This window comes from Vineibacter terrae, from assembly GCF_008039615.1.
In the GTDB taxonomy this organism is placed as follows: Bacteria; Pseudomonadota; Alphaproteobacteria; order Reyranellales; family Reyranellaceae; genus Vineibacter; species Vineibacter terrae.
This window is the reverse complement of the sequence record NZ_VDUZ01000014.1, coordinates 142,522-158,804: the sequence shown is the minus strand read 5'-3', so window position 1 is coordinate 158,804 and position 16,283 is coordinate 142,522. Positions and strand designations below refer to the sequence as shown.

The 16,283-nt window shown below is 68.7% G+C and carries 13 protein-coding genes and 1 pseudogene; 10 read left to right on the top strand and 4 right to left on the bottom strand.

What is annotated here, in order from left to right:
- Positions 1–409 (top strand): annotated as a pseudogene (locus FHP25_RS40805) (IS1634 family transposase); the annotation flags it as partial.
- 61 nt (positions 410–470) lie between these two features.
- Here the strand turns inward: FHP25_RS40805 and FHP25_RS14625 are convergent.
- The 3 genes from FHP25_RS14625 to FHP25_RS14615 all read right to left on the bottom strand — a co-directional run bounded on the left by FHP25_RS14625 (position 471) and on the right by FHP25_RS14615 (position 3,636).
- Positions 471–824, bottom strand: coding sequence for a hypothetical protein (locus FHP25_RS14625; protein WP_178133538.1), 354 nt, complete (start codon positions 822–824; stop codon positions 471–473).
- 230 nt (positions 825–1,054) lie between these two features.
- Positions 1,055–2,515 carry a xylulokinase gene (gene xylB / locus FHP25_RS14620; RefSeq protein ID WP_147847676.1) on the bottom strand — a complete coding sequence of 487 codons (1,461 nt, stop codon included), beginning with the start codon at positions 2,513–2,515 and terminating at the stop codon, positions 1,055–1,057.
- Positions 2,516–2,682: 167 nt separating this feature from the next.
- Positions 2,683–3,636: a sugar-binding transcriptional regulator gene (locus FHP25_RS14615; protein ID WP_147847675.1), complete on the bottom strand. Its 954-nt coding sequence runs from the start codon at positions 3,634–3,636 to the stop codon at positions 2,683–2,685.
- A gap of 175 nt (positions 3,637–3,811) precedes the next feature.
- Between FHP25_RS14615 and FHP25_RS14610 the strand changes: the two genes are divergently transcribed.
- The 9 genes from FHP25_RS14610 to FHP25_RS14570 all read left to right on the top strand — a co-directional run bounded on the left by FHP25_RS14610 (position 3,812) and on the right by FHP25_RS14570 (position 15,321).
- The gene (locus FHP25_RS14610; protein ID WP_147847674.1) at positions 3,812–5,221 is read left to right on the top strand and encodes a sn-glycerol-1-phosphate dehydrogenase; all 1,410 of its coding nucleotides are present in this window, start codon (positions 3,812–3,814) and stop codon (positions 5,219–5,221) included.
- 86 nt (positions 5,222–5,307) lie between these two features.
- A complete protein-coding gene (locus FHP25_RS14605; protein ID WP_147847673.1) occupies positions 5,308–6,636 on the top strand; it encodes an extracellular solute-binding protein in 1,329 nt (442 codons plus the stop codon).
- Between the two features lie 103 nt (positions 6,637–6,739).
- Positions 6,740–7,687, top strand: coding sequence for an ABC transporter permease subunit (locus FHP25_RS14600; protein ID WP_408068527.1), 948 nt, complete (start codon positions 6,740–6,742; stop codon positions 7,685–7,687).
- Between the two features lie 142 nt (positions 7,688–7,829).
- The gene (locus tag FHP25_RS14595) at positions 7,830–8,750 is read left to right on the top strand and encodes an ABC transporter permease subunit (RefSeq protein WP_147847671.1); all 921 of its coding nucleotides are present in this window, start codon (positions 7,830–7,832) and stop codon (positions 8,748–8,750) included.
- 130 nt (positions 8,751–8,880) lie between these two features.
- Entirely contained in the window at positions 8,881–9,624 is a 744-nt protein-coding gene (locus FHP25_RS14590; RefSeq protein ID WP_147847670.1) for a glycerophosphodiester phosphodiesterase family protein, read from the top strand.
- Positions 9,625–9,629: 5 nt separating this feature from the next.
- Positions 9,630–11,180, top strand: a complete 1,551-nt coding sequence (locus tag FHP25_RS14585) for an alkaline phosphatase D family protein (RefSeq protein WP_147847669.1) — start codon at positions 9,630–9,632, stop codon at positions 11,178–11,180.
- Positions 11,181–11,299: 119 nt separating this feature from the next.
- A complete protein-coding gene (locus tag FHP25_RS14580; protein WP_147847668.1) occupies positions 11,300–11,518 on the top strand; it encodes a DUF433 domain-containing protein in 219 nt (72 codons plus the stop codon).
- 195 nt (positions 11,519–11,713) lie between these two features.
- Positions 11,714–12,745 carry an alpha/beta fold hydrolase gene (locus FHP25_RS14575; protein ID WP_147847667.1) on the top strand — a complete coding sequence of 344 codons (1,032 nt, stop codon included), beginning with the start codon at positions 11,714–11,716 and terminating at the stop codon, positions 12,743–12,745.
- 233 nt (positions 12,746–12,978) lie between these two features.
- Positions 12,979–15,321 (top strand): xanthine dehydrogenase family protein molybdopterin-binding subunit, encoded by a 2,343-nt coding sequence (locus tag FHP25_RS14570; RefSeq protein WP_147847666.1) that lies wholly within the window; start codon positions 12,979–12,981, stop codon positions 15,319–15,321.
- A 91-nt stretch (positions 15,322–15,412) separates the two neighbouring features.
- Here the strand turns inward: FHP25_RS14570 and FHP25_RS14565 are convergent, their stop codons facing one another.
- Positions 15,413–16,204, bottom strand: coding sequence for an ABC transporter ATP-binding protein (locus tag FHP25_RS14565; protein ID WP_147847665.1), 792 nt, complete (start codon positions 16,202–16,204; stop codon positions 15,413–15,415).
- Positions 16,205–16,283 lie beyond the last annotated feature (79 nt).

The window sequence follows — 16,283 nt, the reverse complement described above, 5'->3', positions numbered from 1 at the left end:
CTCTCTCAAGATCTCCGATCTCGAAGTCCGGCCCATCTATCATCGCCGTGCCCGGCGCGTGCGCGCACACGTCTTCCTCTGCATGCTCGCCTATCACATCGAATGGCACATGCGCGCCCGCCTCGCCTCCATCCTGTTCCAGGACGACGACAAGGCCAGCGCCGAACGGGCCCGCGCCTCGCCCGTCGCCCCGGCCCAGCGCTCCCTGCGCGCACGCCGCAAGGCGGCCCGCAAGCGCACCGACGACGGCCTGCCCGTCCATGACTGGCGCGGTCTGCTGGCGCACCTCGCCACTCTCACACGCAACACCGTGGCGCTCTCCGACAACGATGCCTGCTCGCTCCTCGCCTCCCCAACCAATGTCCAGCAACGCGCCTTCGATCTGCTCGACCTGACACCCTCGCTGTAGGCAGCACGAAACACTTCGCAGTCAACAAATCCCTGCGATCACAACAACTTGCTCAATTCCCTCAGGGGTAACTTCGGGCTAGGCGGCGGTTGGCATCGCCGATCAGGGTCAGTGTCACCGTGACCTCGCTGCCCGCCCCGAACGATCGCGGCACGACATCGTCGAGCTCGAAGACATAGGGTACCGCGATACGGTCCAACGATTTCAGGCGCACCGGATCGGCGCCCTGCCGCCCCTCGAAGAGGTGCGGGTAGATGCAGGTGCCCGCGAGAGGGCATCCTTCGCAGGGCCGCAACCGCATGGCGCAAACGACCCGCTTCAATGCGCCACCGAACGCGCCGCGCCAAGCCGATCCGGCGAACGTACGCAGGAACCCCTCGTCGCAGGCAACGAAGCGGAAGCGATATCGGGCCAAGGGCAATGCAATCATGACCTACAGACTTGGCCGTACAAGAAACCTTCGCATGTCCCACAAGCTTGTCAGTCGCGGACTCCGCGAAACTTGGCATGAAGCGAAATGGTTATCCAGAACCATCAGTGGAATTTCCGACCCTCGGTTCTTCGATTTCAAAGCATCGAAAAACGCCGCACGTCGTGCCGCCTCGGCGATAGGGCACGGGGCATCGCCTGCGATCCGGAGCAGGCTCACGGTACCAGCCGGCGAAGCCGCAGGTGGGCATGGAAGGCCTTACGCTTCTCGAGCAAGGCGTCCCTCAGGGCGGTCTCGGGCACGATCGCGTCCGACGATGCCTCGGCGCCGGCGAGCAGTGGCCCGCCGGCGCCGGCGCGGGCGAGGCGGGCGGCGCCCAGGGCCGGGCCCTCCCGGACGGCGGCGGATACCGGCATGTCGATCGCGCTGGCGATGAGGCGCGCCCACAGGCGGCTGCGGGCGCCGCCGCCGGTGAGCGTCAGGCGCCGCAGGCGCGCGCCGCTGGCGGCAAGCGCCTCATGGCCGTCGGCCAGGGCCAGCGCGACACCCTCCAGCACGGCATGCACGAGATGCGCCGGGCCGGTCGAATGGGTCAGGCCGGAGAACGTCGCGGTGAGGTGCGGGTCGTCATGCGGTGTGCGCTCGCCGGCGAGGTAGGGGGTGAACACCGGCGTGTCGGCAGGCGACAATTGCGCCGCCTCGACTTCGGCCAGCAGCGCGCCGATGTCGGATCGGCCCAGGACGCCGGCGATCCATGCCAGCGCCGCGGCGGCGCTGAGCACCACCGCCTGCTGGCAGTACAAGCCGGCCACGGCATGGCGGTGGGTGTGCATCCCGGCGCCGCGCGCGGGCGCGAACACGTCGTTGGCGACGAAGTAGACGCCAGACGTGCCGAGGCTGATATAGGCGTCGTCCGGCGCCACGGCGCCGACGCCGACACCGGCGCACATGTTGTCGCCGGCGCCGCCGACGACCGGCGTTCCCGGCGCGAGCCGCCAGCGCGCCGCGAGCCCGGGGCGCACGCCGCCCGACACCTCGGCGCTGTCGACAAGGCGCGGCAGCCAGGCGCGATCGATGCCGCAGGCGGCGATGATGCCGTCATGCCAATCGCCGCGGCGCGTATCCATCAGCAGCATGGCCGAAGCATCGGCGCGGTCGCTGGCGTGCGCGCCGGTGAGGCGCAGGCGCACATAGTCCTTGGGCAGCAGGATGCGGCGCGTGCGGCTCAGCCCCGCCGGCTCGTGGCGCGACAGCCACAGCAGCTTGGGGGCGCTGAAGCCGGGCATGGCGCGGCAGCCGACGATGTCCGGAAAATCGGCGAACACATCGTGCAGCGCGGCGCACTCTGCCGATGCGCGCCCGTCGTTCCACAGCAGCGCCGGGCGGACCGGCCGGTCGGCGGCATCGAGCAGCGTGACGCCGAGCATCTGGCCTGACAGGCCGATGGCACGCACGGCCGCCATGCCAGCCGGCGCTTCGGCGGCCAGGCGGTCGAGCACTGTGGATACGGCACGCCACCAGTCGTCCGGATCCTGCTCCGACCACAATGGCCGCGGGCGCGCGATCGGCACCGGATGCGCGGCCTCGGCGAGGAGGCGGTCCGTGTCGTCGACCAGGACGGCCTTCACGCTCGATGTGCCGATATCGATGCCGAGATACATGAGGGCCTCACTCATCCATCCCTTCCCCGCTTGCGGGGAAGGTGGCCGATTCGGTATTTCGACGCGTTGCGTCGAAATACCTGTGCCGGATGGGGAGCCGACGTGGTCTCAGTTACAAAGACCACGTCGGCTCCCCTCCGCCCCTTCGGGGCACCTCCCCAACTTCGTTGGGGAGGAATTCCCTATGCCCCGCGCAGCAGGCCCATGGCGGCCCGCACGGTGGCCTCGTCCGACACCAGCACGGAGCACAGGCGCGCCCGCAGGACGGCGGCGAGGGTCGCAGCCTTGTTCAAGCCGCCCGAGGCCACGATCACCGTCGCGATGTCGCGCAGGATCGCGATCGGCGGCGCGATGACGCGCTGGTTCAGGCCGTGCTTCACCGGCACGCCGCGCGGATCGAGGAATGTGCCCATGATGTCACCCACCGCGCCCGACGCGCGCAGCGATTCGACCGTGACGTCCCGCGGCAGGCCGTAGCGGATCAGCAGCGAGCGGCGGCTGAGGTCGCCGACGCTGAGCACGGCCACGTCGTTGGTGGCAAGCCGCTGCAGGCAATCGCGAAACACGTCCTGCGCCAGGATCGTGTCGCGCGACCTCGCGCTGCCGGCATAGATCGGCGCCGCGAAATAGTTGCACTGCGCCGCGATGCGGCGTGCCAGCTCGCTGGCGATCTCGAAGGTGTTGAGCTCCAGCCCGTGGCTGAGGCCGCCCATCATCGAGTTGACGCTGAGCTCGGGCAGGTTGGCGGCGCGCATGTGGCGGATCGTCTCGCGCAGCGTCGTGCCCCAGCCGACCCCCAGCCCGCGCACGCGGTTCTCATCGAGATGGCGCGCCAGATATTCGGCAGTGGCACGGCCCAGCACCACCGGCACCTGGTCGGGATCGGCGGGCGTGGGCACGACCACGGCGTCGCGCAGCGCCGTTTCCGCCACCAGCTGGCGCTCCAGGGCCACGCAGTCCGCCAGCCTGGAGTTGACCTGGATGCTGACGAGCCCGCTTTCGCGCGCCTCGCCCAGCAGCCGGTTGGCGCGCAGCCGCGTGATGCCCAGCCGCCCGGCGATGTCGGCCTGCGTCAGTCCTTCCATGAAATACAGCCAGGCCACGCGCACGCGCAGCTGCTCGTCGTCGACCGTCATGCCCCCATATCCATCAGGCTTCGCGTGCAGCACCGTGCCGCAGGCACCCGCGCCACCACAAGGACCGATCGCCGCCGCCTGAAATCGTTTTGAAACACATGTATGTGACACTATACAAATGTTAATATGCTGGCTAGGCTGGTGGCGACGGACAGACAGGAGCGCAGCCACCCCCATGGACACGCTCGACCAGCAATTGCCGGCCGCATTGCGCCGCATCGTGACGACGCAGGACATGCGCGTCGGCGCGGGCGTGCTGGCGGCCCTGCCACCGGTTCTGCAGCGAATCCTGCCGGCACCGCGCTATGTCATCGTCGCCGACGAGAACACCTGGGCCGCCGCCGGCCCGCAGGTCACGCAGCTTCTGGCAGCGGCCGGCCTGGCCACGGCCGCGCCTCAAATCCTGCGCGGCACGCCGCGCATCCGGCCATACGCCGAGACCGCCCGTAGCCTCGCCGGAACCCTGCGCGCCAGCACCGCTGTCCCCATCGCGGTGGGCGCCGGTGTCATCAACGACCTGGTGAAATACGCGGCGTCCCTGGCCGGCCTGTCCTACGCCTGCGTGCCCACGGCCGCATCGATGGACGGCTATGCCGCATCCGGCGCGGCGTTGCGTGACGGCGGCTTCAAGCGCACCTTCGACTGCCCGGCGCCTGCCGTGGTGGTAGCCGATACCGACGTGATCGCGACGGCACCGGATGGCATGGCGGCCTGGGGCTACGGCGACCTAGCGGGCAAGCTGGTGGCCGGCGCCGACTGGGTGGTGGCCGACGCGCTGGGCGAGGACAAGGTCAACGACGGCCCGTTCGCGCTGGTGCAGGACAACCTGAGCAGGTGGCTGAAACAGCCAGAGGCCATAAGGCGCGGCGACCGCGCCGCGCTTGAGGGCCTGGTGCGCGGCCTGCTGACTTCAGGCCTCGCCATGCAGGCGCACGGCAACTCGCGGCCCGCCAGCGGCAGCGACCATCAGTTCGCGCATCTCTGGGAAATGGAAGGCCTGGCCGTCGATGGCGAGCCTGTCTCGCACGGCGCCTGCGTCGGCGTCGGCTGCCTCTCGATGCTGGCGGCCTATGAATGGCTGCTGCAGCAGGACCTTGGCGCCATCGCGCCGGCGGCGCTGGCGGCACGGGTGCCATCGCAGGCGGCGCTGCAGGCCGAGGTCGCGGCCGCGTTTGCCGTGCCGTTCATGGCAAGCAATGCCGAGCGCGAGACCCTGGCCAAGGCTGGCGATGCCGCCGCCACCGGCCGACGGCTGCAGGCGCTGCAACAATGCTGGCCGGCACTGTCGGCGCGGCTGCGGCAGATGCTGCCCAGCGCCCGCGAGGTGCAGCAATGGCTGCAGGCGGTGGGCGGGCCGGCGTGCGCCGCCGACATCGGCGTATCGGCCCAGAAGCACGCCGCCGACTACCGGCGCGCGCGGCTGATCCGGCGCCGCTACACCGGGCTCGATCTGCTGCACGACCTGGGCTGGCTCGACGAGGCCGTGCGCAGCCTGTTCGACGCGGATGGGTTCTGGCGTTTTCCTCCCCACGCAAGTGGGGAGGTGCCCCGAAGGGGCGGAGGGGAGCCGACGAGGTCTATGTAACGAAGACCACGTCGGCTCCCCCTCCGCCCCTTCGGGGCACCTCCCCCACGCTACGCGTGGGGGAGGATGTACACGGGAGGGGTGCGATGATGACGACGCGGAAGAAGTTCGTATCGGGACTGCTGGCGGCTTGTGTGACGGCCGGGATGGCCGTGCCGGCATGGGCGCAGAAGGTCGAGGTGCAGTTCTGGCACGCCATGGGCGGCGTGCTGGGCGAGCGCGTCGACGAGCTGGTCAAGAAGTTCAACGACTCGCAGGCCAAGTACACCGTGGTGGCCGTGAACAAGGGCAACTACGACGAGGTGATCAACGGCACCATCGCCGCCTATCGCGCCAAGAAGGCGCCGCACATGGTGCAGATCTACGAGCGCGGCTTCATGACCATGCTGCTGTCGGACGCGATCGTGCCGGTGCAGGACCTGCTGACCGAGAAGAAGCACGCGATCGACTGGTCCGACTTCATCAAGCCGGTCGCCGGCTACTATACGTACAAGGGCAAGCTGATGAGCATGCCCTTCAACTCCTCGACGCCGATCCTCTGGTACAATAAGGAGCATTTCGCGAAGGCCGGCTTCAAGGATGGCCCGGCGCCGACCTGGCCGGAGCTCGAGAAGCAGCTCTACGCGATCAAGGCCAAGGGCATCGCCGACTGCGGCTCGTCGCTGGCCGGCGACTATTTCTGGAGCCTGGTCGAGAACTACAGCGTGGTGAACGACCAGCCCTTCGGCACCAGGTCCAAGGGCTTCGATGGGCTCGACACCGAGTTCGTCTACAACAAGACCCTGGTGGTGCAGCAGGTCACCCGCCTGAAGAAGTGGGTCGACGATGGCGTCATGCAGATCGCCGGCCAGGGCCTGAACCCCGAGCAGCTCTACACGTCGGGCAAGTGCTCGACCTTCTTCGCATCGACCGCCGCCCATGGCAGCGTCGAGCGCAACGCCAAGATCGCCTGGAGCGCCACCTACCTGCCGGCCGAGCCGGGCGTCACGGCACGCAACAGCACCATCGGCGGCGCCACGATCTGGGTGCTCAAGGGCCACAAGGCCGAGGAATACGACGCGGTCGCGGCGTTCCTGAGCTTCCTCGCCAGCCCCGAGCTGCAGGTATGGTGGCACAAGGCCACGGGCTACGTGCCGCTCACCAACAAGGCCTACCAGCTGGCCAAGCAGGAAGGCTACTATGCGGCCAACCCGACGCGGGAGATCGCCGTCCTGCAGCTCAGCCGCGGCACGCCGACGGCGAACTCGCAGGGCTTCCGCTTCGGCAACTTCACGCAGACCACCTTCGCCCTGCGCCAGGAGCTGGAAGCGGTGTTCGCCAACAAGAAGCCGCCGCAGCAGGCGCTTGACGACGCCGTGCGCCGCGGCAACGACATCCTGCGGCAGTTCGAGAAGCTGCATGCCGGGAAGTACTGACCGTTCACCTCTCCCGCTTGCGGGAGAGGTCGCCGAGCGCGCCAGCGCCCGGCGGGTGAGGGCCCAAGGACTCCACATCTCGTCCGTGGCCCCTCACCCTCCCATCGCGCTGTCGCGCGACGGGCCCCTCCCTCTCCCGCGCGCGGGAGAGGGCAAAGCGACCGGCCTGAAGCGGGCCCATTTCCGGCATTCGCGGCTGCCGCTGCTGTTGCTGCTGCCGCAATTGCTGGTGCTGGCCCTGTTCTTCTTCATTCCGGCGCTGCGTGCGCTGGCGCAGGCGTTCCTGCTGGCCGATCCCTTCGGCAACCGCATGCAGTTCGTGTGGTTCGACAATTTCCGCGCCCTGCTGGCGAGCCCGGAATACCAGTCGTCGGTCTGGGTCACGCTCTGGTTCACCCTGGCGCAGAACGCGCTCACCATCACCGTCGCCGGCCTGCTGGCCTTCGCCACCGACCGCGTGATCCGCACGCGCGGCCTCTACCGCACGGTGATCCTGCTGCCTTATGCGGTGGCGCCGGTCATAGCCGGCATCCTCTGGGCCTTCCTGTTCAATCCGGCCGTGGGGCCGATCGCGCACGCCCTGCAGGCGCTGGGCATCGCCTGGGATCCCAACCGCAACGGAAGCGACGCCTTCATCCTCGTGACCCTGGCCGCGACATGGAAGCATATCTGCTACGACTACATCTTCCTGGTCGCGGCCCTGCTGGCGGTGCCGCCGTCGCTGCTGGAGGCGGCAGCCGTTGACGGCGCCGGCCCGACGCGCCGCTTCTTCACGGTGGCGCTGCCGATGATCGGGCCGACCGTGTTCTTCCTGCTGGTGATGAACTTCGTCTATGGCTTCTTCGAGACTTTCGCGATCATCGACGCCGTCACCCACGGCGGGCCGGCCGGCGCCACCATGATCCTGGTCTACAAGGTCTACCAGGACGGCTTCGTCCATATCGACCTGGGCTCTTCGGCAGCCCAGTCGGTGCTGCTGATGGCGTTCGCCATCATCCTCACCCTGCTGCAGTTCCGCTACGTCGAGCGGAACGTCAACTACGACGTGTAGGCCATGAGCGTGCGGCGATCTGTGCTTCGGACCGCGGGCGTCCACGCCCGCATTCGCTCGCAGCGAAGCGAAGAGCGAAACATTGTCGGCGCTATCGCGCAGATGCGCGCGTGGACGCGCGCGGTCCGAAAGGACGTCTGACATGGTCGAGCGCGCGCGCGGCACGGACATCGCCTGCCACCTGATCCTGATCGGCGGCGCGCTGCTGGTCTGCCTGCCGCTCTATTTCGCGTTCGTCGCCGGCTCGCACACGGTGGCCGACGTGCTCGCGATTCCCTTTCCGTGGCTGCCCGGCGACCAGTTCTTCGAGAACGCCCGCACGGCCTGGGAGAAAGGCAATCTGGGGCGCCTGTTCGTCAACTCGCTGATCGTGGCGCTGGGCATCACCATCGGCAAGATCGCGGTGTCGCTGCTGTCGGCCTTCGCCATCACCTATTTCCGCTTCCGCTACCGGATGCTGGCGTTCTGGCTGATCTTCGTGTCGCTGATGCTGCCGGTCGAAGTGCGCATCCTGCCGACCTACGAGGCGGTGGCCAACGCCGCGCTGCCGCTGCAATGGCTGCTCGACGTGCTCGATGTCGGCGCCTGGATCGGCGCGCTCACCGGGCACAGGGTCGAGATCACGGTCGAGTGGAACATGATCGACACCTATGGCGGCCTGATCCTGCCGCTGATCGCCTCGGCGACGGCGACGTTCCTGTTCCGGCAGTTCTTCCTCACGGTCCCCGAGGAGCTGTGCGAGGCGGCGCGCATCGACGGCGCCTCGCCCCTGCGCTTCTTCTGGAGCGTGCTGCTGCCGCTGTCGACCGCCAACATGGTGGCGCTGGCGATCATCCTGTTCCTCTACGGCTGGAACCAGTATCTGTGGCCGCTGCTGTTCACCACCGAGTCCGACATGGCCACGGCCGTGATCGGCCTGAAGAACCTGATCCCGCGCTCCGACATGGAGCCGGCCTGGAACATCGCGATGAATGCCGCCCTGCTGGTGATGCTGCCGCCGGTGATCGTGGTCGTGGTGCTGCAGCGCTGGCTCGTGAAGGGGCTGGTCGACAGCAGCAAGTGACACCACCAACCCCAGTAGCCTTCATGGTGAGCCTGTCGAACCATGAAGACGTCGCACACAAGACGATGCATACCGCTTCATGGTTCGACAGGCTCACCATGAAGCGACCAGCATATGAGTTGGCACGACCATGGTCCTGATCATCGGACATCGCGGCGCGCGCAACCTCTGGCCGGAGAACAGCCTGGAGGGATTTCGCCACACGCTGGCCCTGGGCGTCGACGGCATCGAGCTCGACGTGCACCTGGCACGTGACGGCACGCTGGTCGTGATCCACGACCCGACCCTGGAGCGCACGACCGAAGGCACCGGCGCCGTGGCTGGCCTGACCGCAGCCGAGCTCGCCGCCACGCGGCTGCGCGACGCCGGCGGCGCCGGCGTGCCGACGCTCGACGCGGTGCTCGCCCTTTTGCGGGACAGTCCCGTCGAGCTGCATCTGGAGATCAAGACGGATATCGCCGGACGGGCCTATCCCGGCCTGGAAGGCAGGCTGATCGACGCGATCGCGCGCCACGGCCTGCGCCAGCGCGCGATCATCACCTGCTTCGTGCCTGAAGTGCTGGAGGCGGTACGGCGCATCGATCCCGACCAGCGCGTGCTGGCCTCGCTGGACCGCCGCTCGGCCGAGCTGCTGGGCGGCATCGAGCCGGCGCTGGAGCGGTTCGCCGCCATCGATGGCTGCCTGGTCGCGGTCGAGAAGAGCCTGCTGTCCGCGACACTCGATCTCTGCCTGGCGCGGCTGGGCCGCAGCCGGCTGGGCGCATGGGTGCCGAACGAGCCCGACGACATCGCACACTGGCTGCGCCAGCCGATCCGGCAGATCACAACCGACCGCCCCGACCTTGCGCTTGCCGCGCGATCGGCGGCAGTGTGACGGCCATGTCGTTGCGCGGCACACAGAGTCTGCCTGGCCGGCGCCGGGTCCTGCTCGGCGCGGCGGGCCTCGTCGCCGCGCCGGCGTTGATCACATCGACCGCCCATGCGTTCGGCGCCGACCCGTTCCAGCTCGGCGTCGCCTCGGGATGCCCGCGGCCCGACAGCGCCGTGCTGTGGACACGCCTGGCGCCGGATCCGCTGAACGGCGGCGGCCTCGATCCGGCGCCGGTGGCAGTCGACTGGGAGATCGCCGAGGATGACGGCTTCCGCCACGTCGCGGCGCGCGGCCGGCATATGGCAATGCCCGCTCTGGCGCACGCCGTCCACGTCCAGGTGCAGGGCCTGAAGCCCGGACGGTGGTACTGGTACCGCTTCCGGGCCGGCGATGCGGTGAGCCCGGTGGGGCGCACGCGCACCGCGCCACAGGCTGGCGCGCCGCTGGACCGCTTCCGTTTCGCCTTCGCCTCATGCCAGCAATACGAGCAGGGCTATTTCAGCGCCTACCGCCATATGGCGCAGCGCGAGCTCGACCTCGTGATTCATCTCGGCGACTACATCTACGAGCTCTCGTGGGGCCGCCAGCATGTGCGCCAGCACACCGGCGCCATCCCCACGACCCTGGAGGAGTTCCGCGACCGCTATGCGCTCTACAAGAGCGATCCCGACCTGCGGGCGGCGCACGCGGCTTTCCCCTGGCTGGCGATCTGGGACGACCATGAGGTCGCCGACGACTACGCCAACGACCGCTCGCCGCGCAATCGCGACCCCAAATTCTTCCTCTCGGTCCGCCGCGCCGCCTACCGGGCCTGGTTCGAGCACATGCCGGTGCCGCCGGCGATGGCGCCGGCCGGCGAGGGATTGCGGATCTACGACCGCTACCGCTTCGGCGACATGCTCGATCTGATGCTGCTGGACGACCGCCAGTACCGCTCGCCGCCGCCCTGCAGCGACGACAGCCGTGTCACCAAGCGGCCGGTCGATTGCGCCGAGCGCCGCAGCCCGGAGCGCACCATCCTGGGCAAGGCGCAGGAAGCCTGGCTCGACGACAGCCTGGCGAACGCCAAGGGACGCTGGACGGTGATCGCGCAGCAGACCCTGATGGCCGAGATCGACCGCGGCAGCGACGGCAAGCCGGGCTACATGGTCGATCGCTGGGACGGCTATCCGGCGGCGCGCCAGCGGCTGCTCGACGGCCTGGTCCGGCATCGCACGGCCAACCCGGTCGTGATCGGCGGCGACGTGCACTCCTTCTGGGTCACCGACCTGAAGCGCGACAACGCCGCGGCCAGCCCGGTGGTGGCGACGGAGCTCGTGGGCAGCTCGATCACGTCGGACGGCCCCAGCCAGGCGACCGTGGATCGCGCTCTGGCGCATTTCCTGTATCTGAAGTACGGCCGTGGCGACAAGCGCGGCTATGTCGCGATCGAGCTGACCGGCAAGGCCCTGTCGGCGCAATTCGAGGCAGTCGACGACGTGCGCGACCCGCAGTCCGGGGTCACGCGGCTGAAGGACTTCGTGGTCGAGAACGGCCGGCCCGGCGCCGTGGCGGGCTGACGGCCTCCCGGCGGCTTTCAGGAGGGTTTGCGCTTGTTCCGCTTTTGCACCACATCGATGATCTTGGCCGGCATGATCAGAGTCTTGAGATGGTCGACCGCACGACATAGGTTCACCTCATGTTGAACTGGAGCGATTGCCCAGCCGTTGAGCGCATACCCGGCAAGGTGAGCGGCGCCTGGTTGTTCAAGGGCACGCGCGTGCCGGTGAAGGCGCTGTTCGAGAACCTGGAAGACGGCGCCACTGTAAATGACTTCTTGGAATGGTTTTCCGATGTCCGGTGGGAGCAAGTCGAGGCCGTGCTGGCGCACGCCGAGCGCAGCCTGGATATCACCTAGCACCTGGAATCGCGGGTCGGTGACACACCTGTCATCCCGAGCGCAGCGAGGGATCTCCTGCGAGGGATGCACAGTGCGCCATTCGCGGGAGATCCCTCGCTACGCTCGGGATGACAGTGGCGACTCACAATTTGCTATCTTCCACGCACAAGCTTCGGACGATCGTCCAACCAGGACGCATAAGGAGGCTGCTTCGTGCTCACCGAACATGTCGCGGAAACATCGCGCCACAAGACGTTCTATCTCGCGGCCGGTCCGCGGGACGGGCCGTTGATCATCTTCGTGCACGGCTGGCCGGAGCTGTCGCTGAGCTGGCGGCACCAGCTGCCGTGCATGGCGAGCCTGGGCTTTCGCGCCATCGCCCCCGACATGCGCGGCTACGGACGCTCCGGCGTCTATCGCACGCACGCGGACTATGCCCAGGAGCACATCGTGGCCGACATGATCGAGCTGCTGGACGCGCTGGGCGCAGCGTCGGCCGTGTGGGTCGGGCATGACTGGGGCAGCCCGGTGGTCTGGAACATCGCCAGCCACCATCCCGACCGCTGCCGCGCGGTGGCAAGCCTGTGCGTGCCCTACTACAGCCTGGAGCGCGGGCTCGACTTCGTGATCCCGCTGGTCGACCGGCGGGTCTATCCCGAGAGCGAGTTCCCGGCCGGACAGTGGGAGTACATGCGCTTCTACGAGGAGAACTTCGCGACCGCCACGAAGCAGTTCGAGGCCAACCCCTACAACATGGTGAAGGCGATATTCCGCAAGGGCAACCCGACCGGCGTCATGCAGCCGGCGGTGACGGCCTTTGCGCGCCAGCATGCCGGCTGGTTCCGTGGCCTGCCGGCCGCGCCGGACCTGCCGCGTGACCCCGACGTCGTCAGCGAGGAGGATCTGCGCGTCTACGCCGAGGCGCTGGAGCGCAACGGCTTCTTCGGGCCCGATTCCTACTACATGAACCACAAGGCCAACGCCCTCTATGCCGAGACGGCGGTGAACGGCGGCCGGCTCGACATGCCGGTGCTGTTCCTGGCGGCGCGCTACGACTACGTCTGCGAGACCGTCGAATCGCGGCTGGCCGAGCCGATGCGCGCGCACTGCCGCAACCTCACGACCGAAATCGTCGCCTCCGGCCACTGGATGGCGCAGGAGCGCCCGCTGCAGGTCAACGCCGCCCTGGCGCGCTGGCTGGCGACCCGGGTGCCGCAGGCCTGGCCGACCTGGCCGGACAAATAGGGAAGGGCTTTTTCGGACCGCGCGCGTCCACGCGCGCATCGGCGCGTCAGCGCCGACAACTTTCGCTTTTCGCTTCGCTGAGTGCGCGCGTGGACGCGCGCGGTCCGAAACAGATCGCCCTTGCAGAATCGCCGTTGCCCGGGTGGCGCGGCAGCCGCTAGCATCAAGGCCATCCGATATCTGCAGACCTGTCGTCGGCCGCCCCATGGCGGTTCCGGCATGGAGGTACTCTTATGCGTGACGAGCCTGACACCGATCTGGCGCTGATGAAGTTCGGCATCGGCCAGCCCGTGCCGCGCAGCGAGGACCCCAAGCTGCTGCGCGGCGAAGGCCGCTACACCGATGACGTCAACCTCGCGAACCAGGCCTATGCCGTGATGGTGCGCAGCCGGCATGCGCATGCCATCCTGCGCGGAATCGACCTCGCGCCGGCGCGCGCCATGCCGGGCGTGCTGGGCATCTACACGCAGGCCGATCTCGAAGCGGGTGGCTTCGGGCCGCTGAAATGCCCGGTGGCGTTCCCCAACCGCGACGGCTCGCCGATGAAGACGCCGCCGCGCCCGGCTCTGGCCAAGGACAAGGTGCGCTTTGTGGGCGAGGCGGTCGCGGTCGTCGTGGCCGAGACGGCAGCCCAGGCCAAGGATGCGGCCGAAGCCGTGATGCTCGATGTCGGGGAGCTGCCAGCGGTCACCGACCCCGCCGCCGCCCTGGCCCCCGGCGCGCCGCAGCTCCATGACGCGGCGCCGGGCAACCTGGTGCTGGACTACCATTATGGCGATGCCGACGCCGTCGCCGCCGCCTTCGCGCGCGCCACGCATGTCACGCGGCTGGAGATCGTCAGCAACCGCGTCGTGGTCAACGCCATGGAGCCGCGCGCGGCGATCGGCAGCTACGATCCGGCCGGCGGACGCTGGACCCTGCATGTCGGCAGCCAGGGCGTGTTCGGCATGCGCGGCTCGCTGGCCAAGGACGTGCTCAACGTGGCGCCGGACAGGGTGCATGTGCTGACCGGTAATGTCGGCGGCTCTTTCGGCATGAAGGCGCCGGTCTATCCCGAATATCCCTGCGTGCTGTTCGCCGCCCGCGCGCTGGCCCGGCCGGTCAAGTGGACCGACGAGCGCTCGGAGAGCTTCGTCTCCGACCATCATGGCCGCGACCACCAGCGGATCGCCGAGCTGGCGCTCGATGCCGACGGACACTTCCTCGCCGTGCGGCTGACCGGCTACGGCAACGCCGGCGCCTTCATCTATCCGCCGCTGCCGGCCACCATCAACGCGGTGAAGAACGTCGTCGACGTCTATCGCACGCCGGTGATCGAGGTGAACTCCAAGATCGCGTTCACCAACACCACGCCTGTTGCGGCCTATCGCGGCGCCGGCCGGCCCGAGGGCAACTACTACATGGAGCGCCTGATCGACACGGCGGCCCACGAGATGGGCATCGACCGCATCGAGCTGCGCCGGCGCAACCACATCCCGCCGCAGGCGATGCCCTACAAGGCGCCGTCGGGCATGCTCTACGACAGCGGCGAGTTCACCAGCGTGCTCGACAAGGCGCTCGCGGCGGCCGACTGGACCGGCTTCGAGGCGCGCAAGGCCGACAGCCGGGGCCGCGGCAAGCTGCGCGGACGTGGCGTCGGCAGCTATCTCGAGGTGACGGCCCCGCCCGGCAAGGAGATGGGTGGCATCCGCTTCGAGGCCGACGGCAGCGTGACCATGATCAGCGGCACGCTCGATTATGGCCAGGGCCATGCGGCACCGTTTGCGCAGGTGCTGGTCGAGAAGCTGGGCATCCCGTTCGAGAAGCTGCGGCTGATCCAGGGCGACAGCGACGAGCTCAAGGCCGGCGGCGGCACCGGCGGCTCGCGCTCGATGCTGGTCGCCGGCCAGGCCTTCGTCGAGGCCAGCGCCCAGGTCGTCGACCGCGGCAGGCAGATCGCGGCGCATCTGCTCGAGGCGGCCGTCGCCGACATCGAGTTCGACCGCGGCCGCTTCGTCATCGCCGGCACCGACCGCGGCATCGGCATCATGGAGCTGGCGCGGCGCCTGCACGCCGGCGCCGCGCTGCCGCCCGACGTGCCGCCGTCGCTGGACGTGGCACACGTGTCGGACACGCCGCCGTCATCCTTCCCCAACGGCTGCCATGTCGCCGAGGTCGAGATCGATCCCGAGACCGGCGCCATCGACGTGGTGCGCTATGTGATGGTCAACGACTTCGGCACCGTGATCAACCCGCTGCTGGTCGAAGGCCAGGCGCATGGCGGCGTGGTGCAGGGCATCGGCCAGGCGCTGATGGAGCGCACGGTGTTCAGCGAGCAGGGCCAGCCGCTCGCCGGCTCCTACATGGACTACGCGCTGCCGCGCGCCGCCGACGCTCCGGCGTTCACGGTGCAGAGCCATCCCGTGCCCGCCAGGACCAACATCCTGGGTGTCAAGGGCTGCGGCGAGGCCGGCTGCGCCGGCGCGCTGCCGTCGGTGATGAACGCGGTGATCGACGCGCTGTCGGAGCGCGGCATCCGCCATCTCGACATGCCGGCGACGCCCGAGCGCGTGTGGCGGGCGCTGCAGGGACGGTAGGTTCTCAAAAGCCTTCATGGTGAGCAAGGTGAATGCTCCGCATTCACCTTGCTCACCATGAAGCATTGTTTCGGCAAAGCCTTTCGGGACGCTACGACAGCCAGCGCTTGCGCATGCGGTAGTGCTTGACGGCCAGGTAGTCGACGGCGTGGTCGCCGCCGAGATAGGCGTTCTTGACGTCGGGATTGTCGGCGATGACGGCGGCGGGTCCGCTCATCACGACGCGGCCGTTCTCAAGCAGGTACGCGGTCTCGGCGATGGCCAGCGCCGCGGTCGCGTTCTGCTCGACCAGCAGCACGGCCACGCCGGCCTCCTGGTTGATGCGGCGGATGATGGCGAAGATCTCGCCCACCAGCCGCGGCGACAGGCCCAGGCTGGGCTCGTCGAGCAGGATCAGCCTGGGCTCGGTCATCAGCGCCCGGCCGATGGCCAGCATCTGCTGCTCGCCCCCCGACAGGTAGCCGGCTTTCGACGCCTTGCGCGCCGCCAGCGACGGGAACCAGTCGAAGGTGCGCTCGATCAGCGTCGCGACCTTGGCCCGGTTGCGGTGCATCGAGGTCGCGGCCAGCAGGTTCTCGGCCGGCGTCAGGTGCTCGAAGACGCGACGTCCCTCGAGCACATGCACGATGCCGCGGCGCACGCGCTCGGCCGGCTCCACGCCGGCGATGCTGTCGCCGCCGAAATGGATGTCGCCGCGGCTCACCAGACCACGCTCCGGCTTCAGCAGGCCGCTCACCGCCTTCAGCGTCGTCGACTTGCCGGCGCCGTTGGCGCCCAGCAAGGCGACGAGGCCGCCTTCGGGCACGTCGATCGACACGCCCTTCACCGCGAGGAAGACGCGGTCGTAGACGACCTCGACGTTGTTGAGCGCCAGCAGGGTCATGTCATCGTCCGTACGGCAAGGACAGGGCGATCGCATATGGCGCACCGACGCCGTCTCCTCGCCCCGCGGCAGCGGGGAG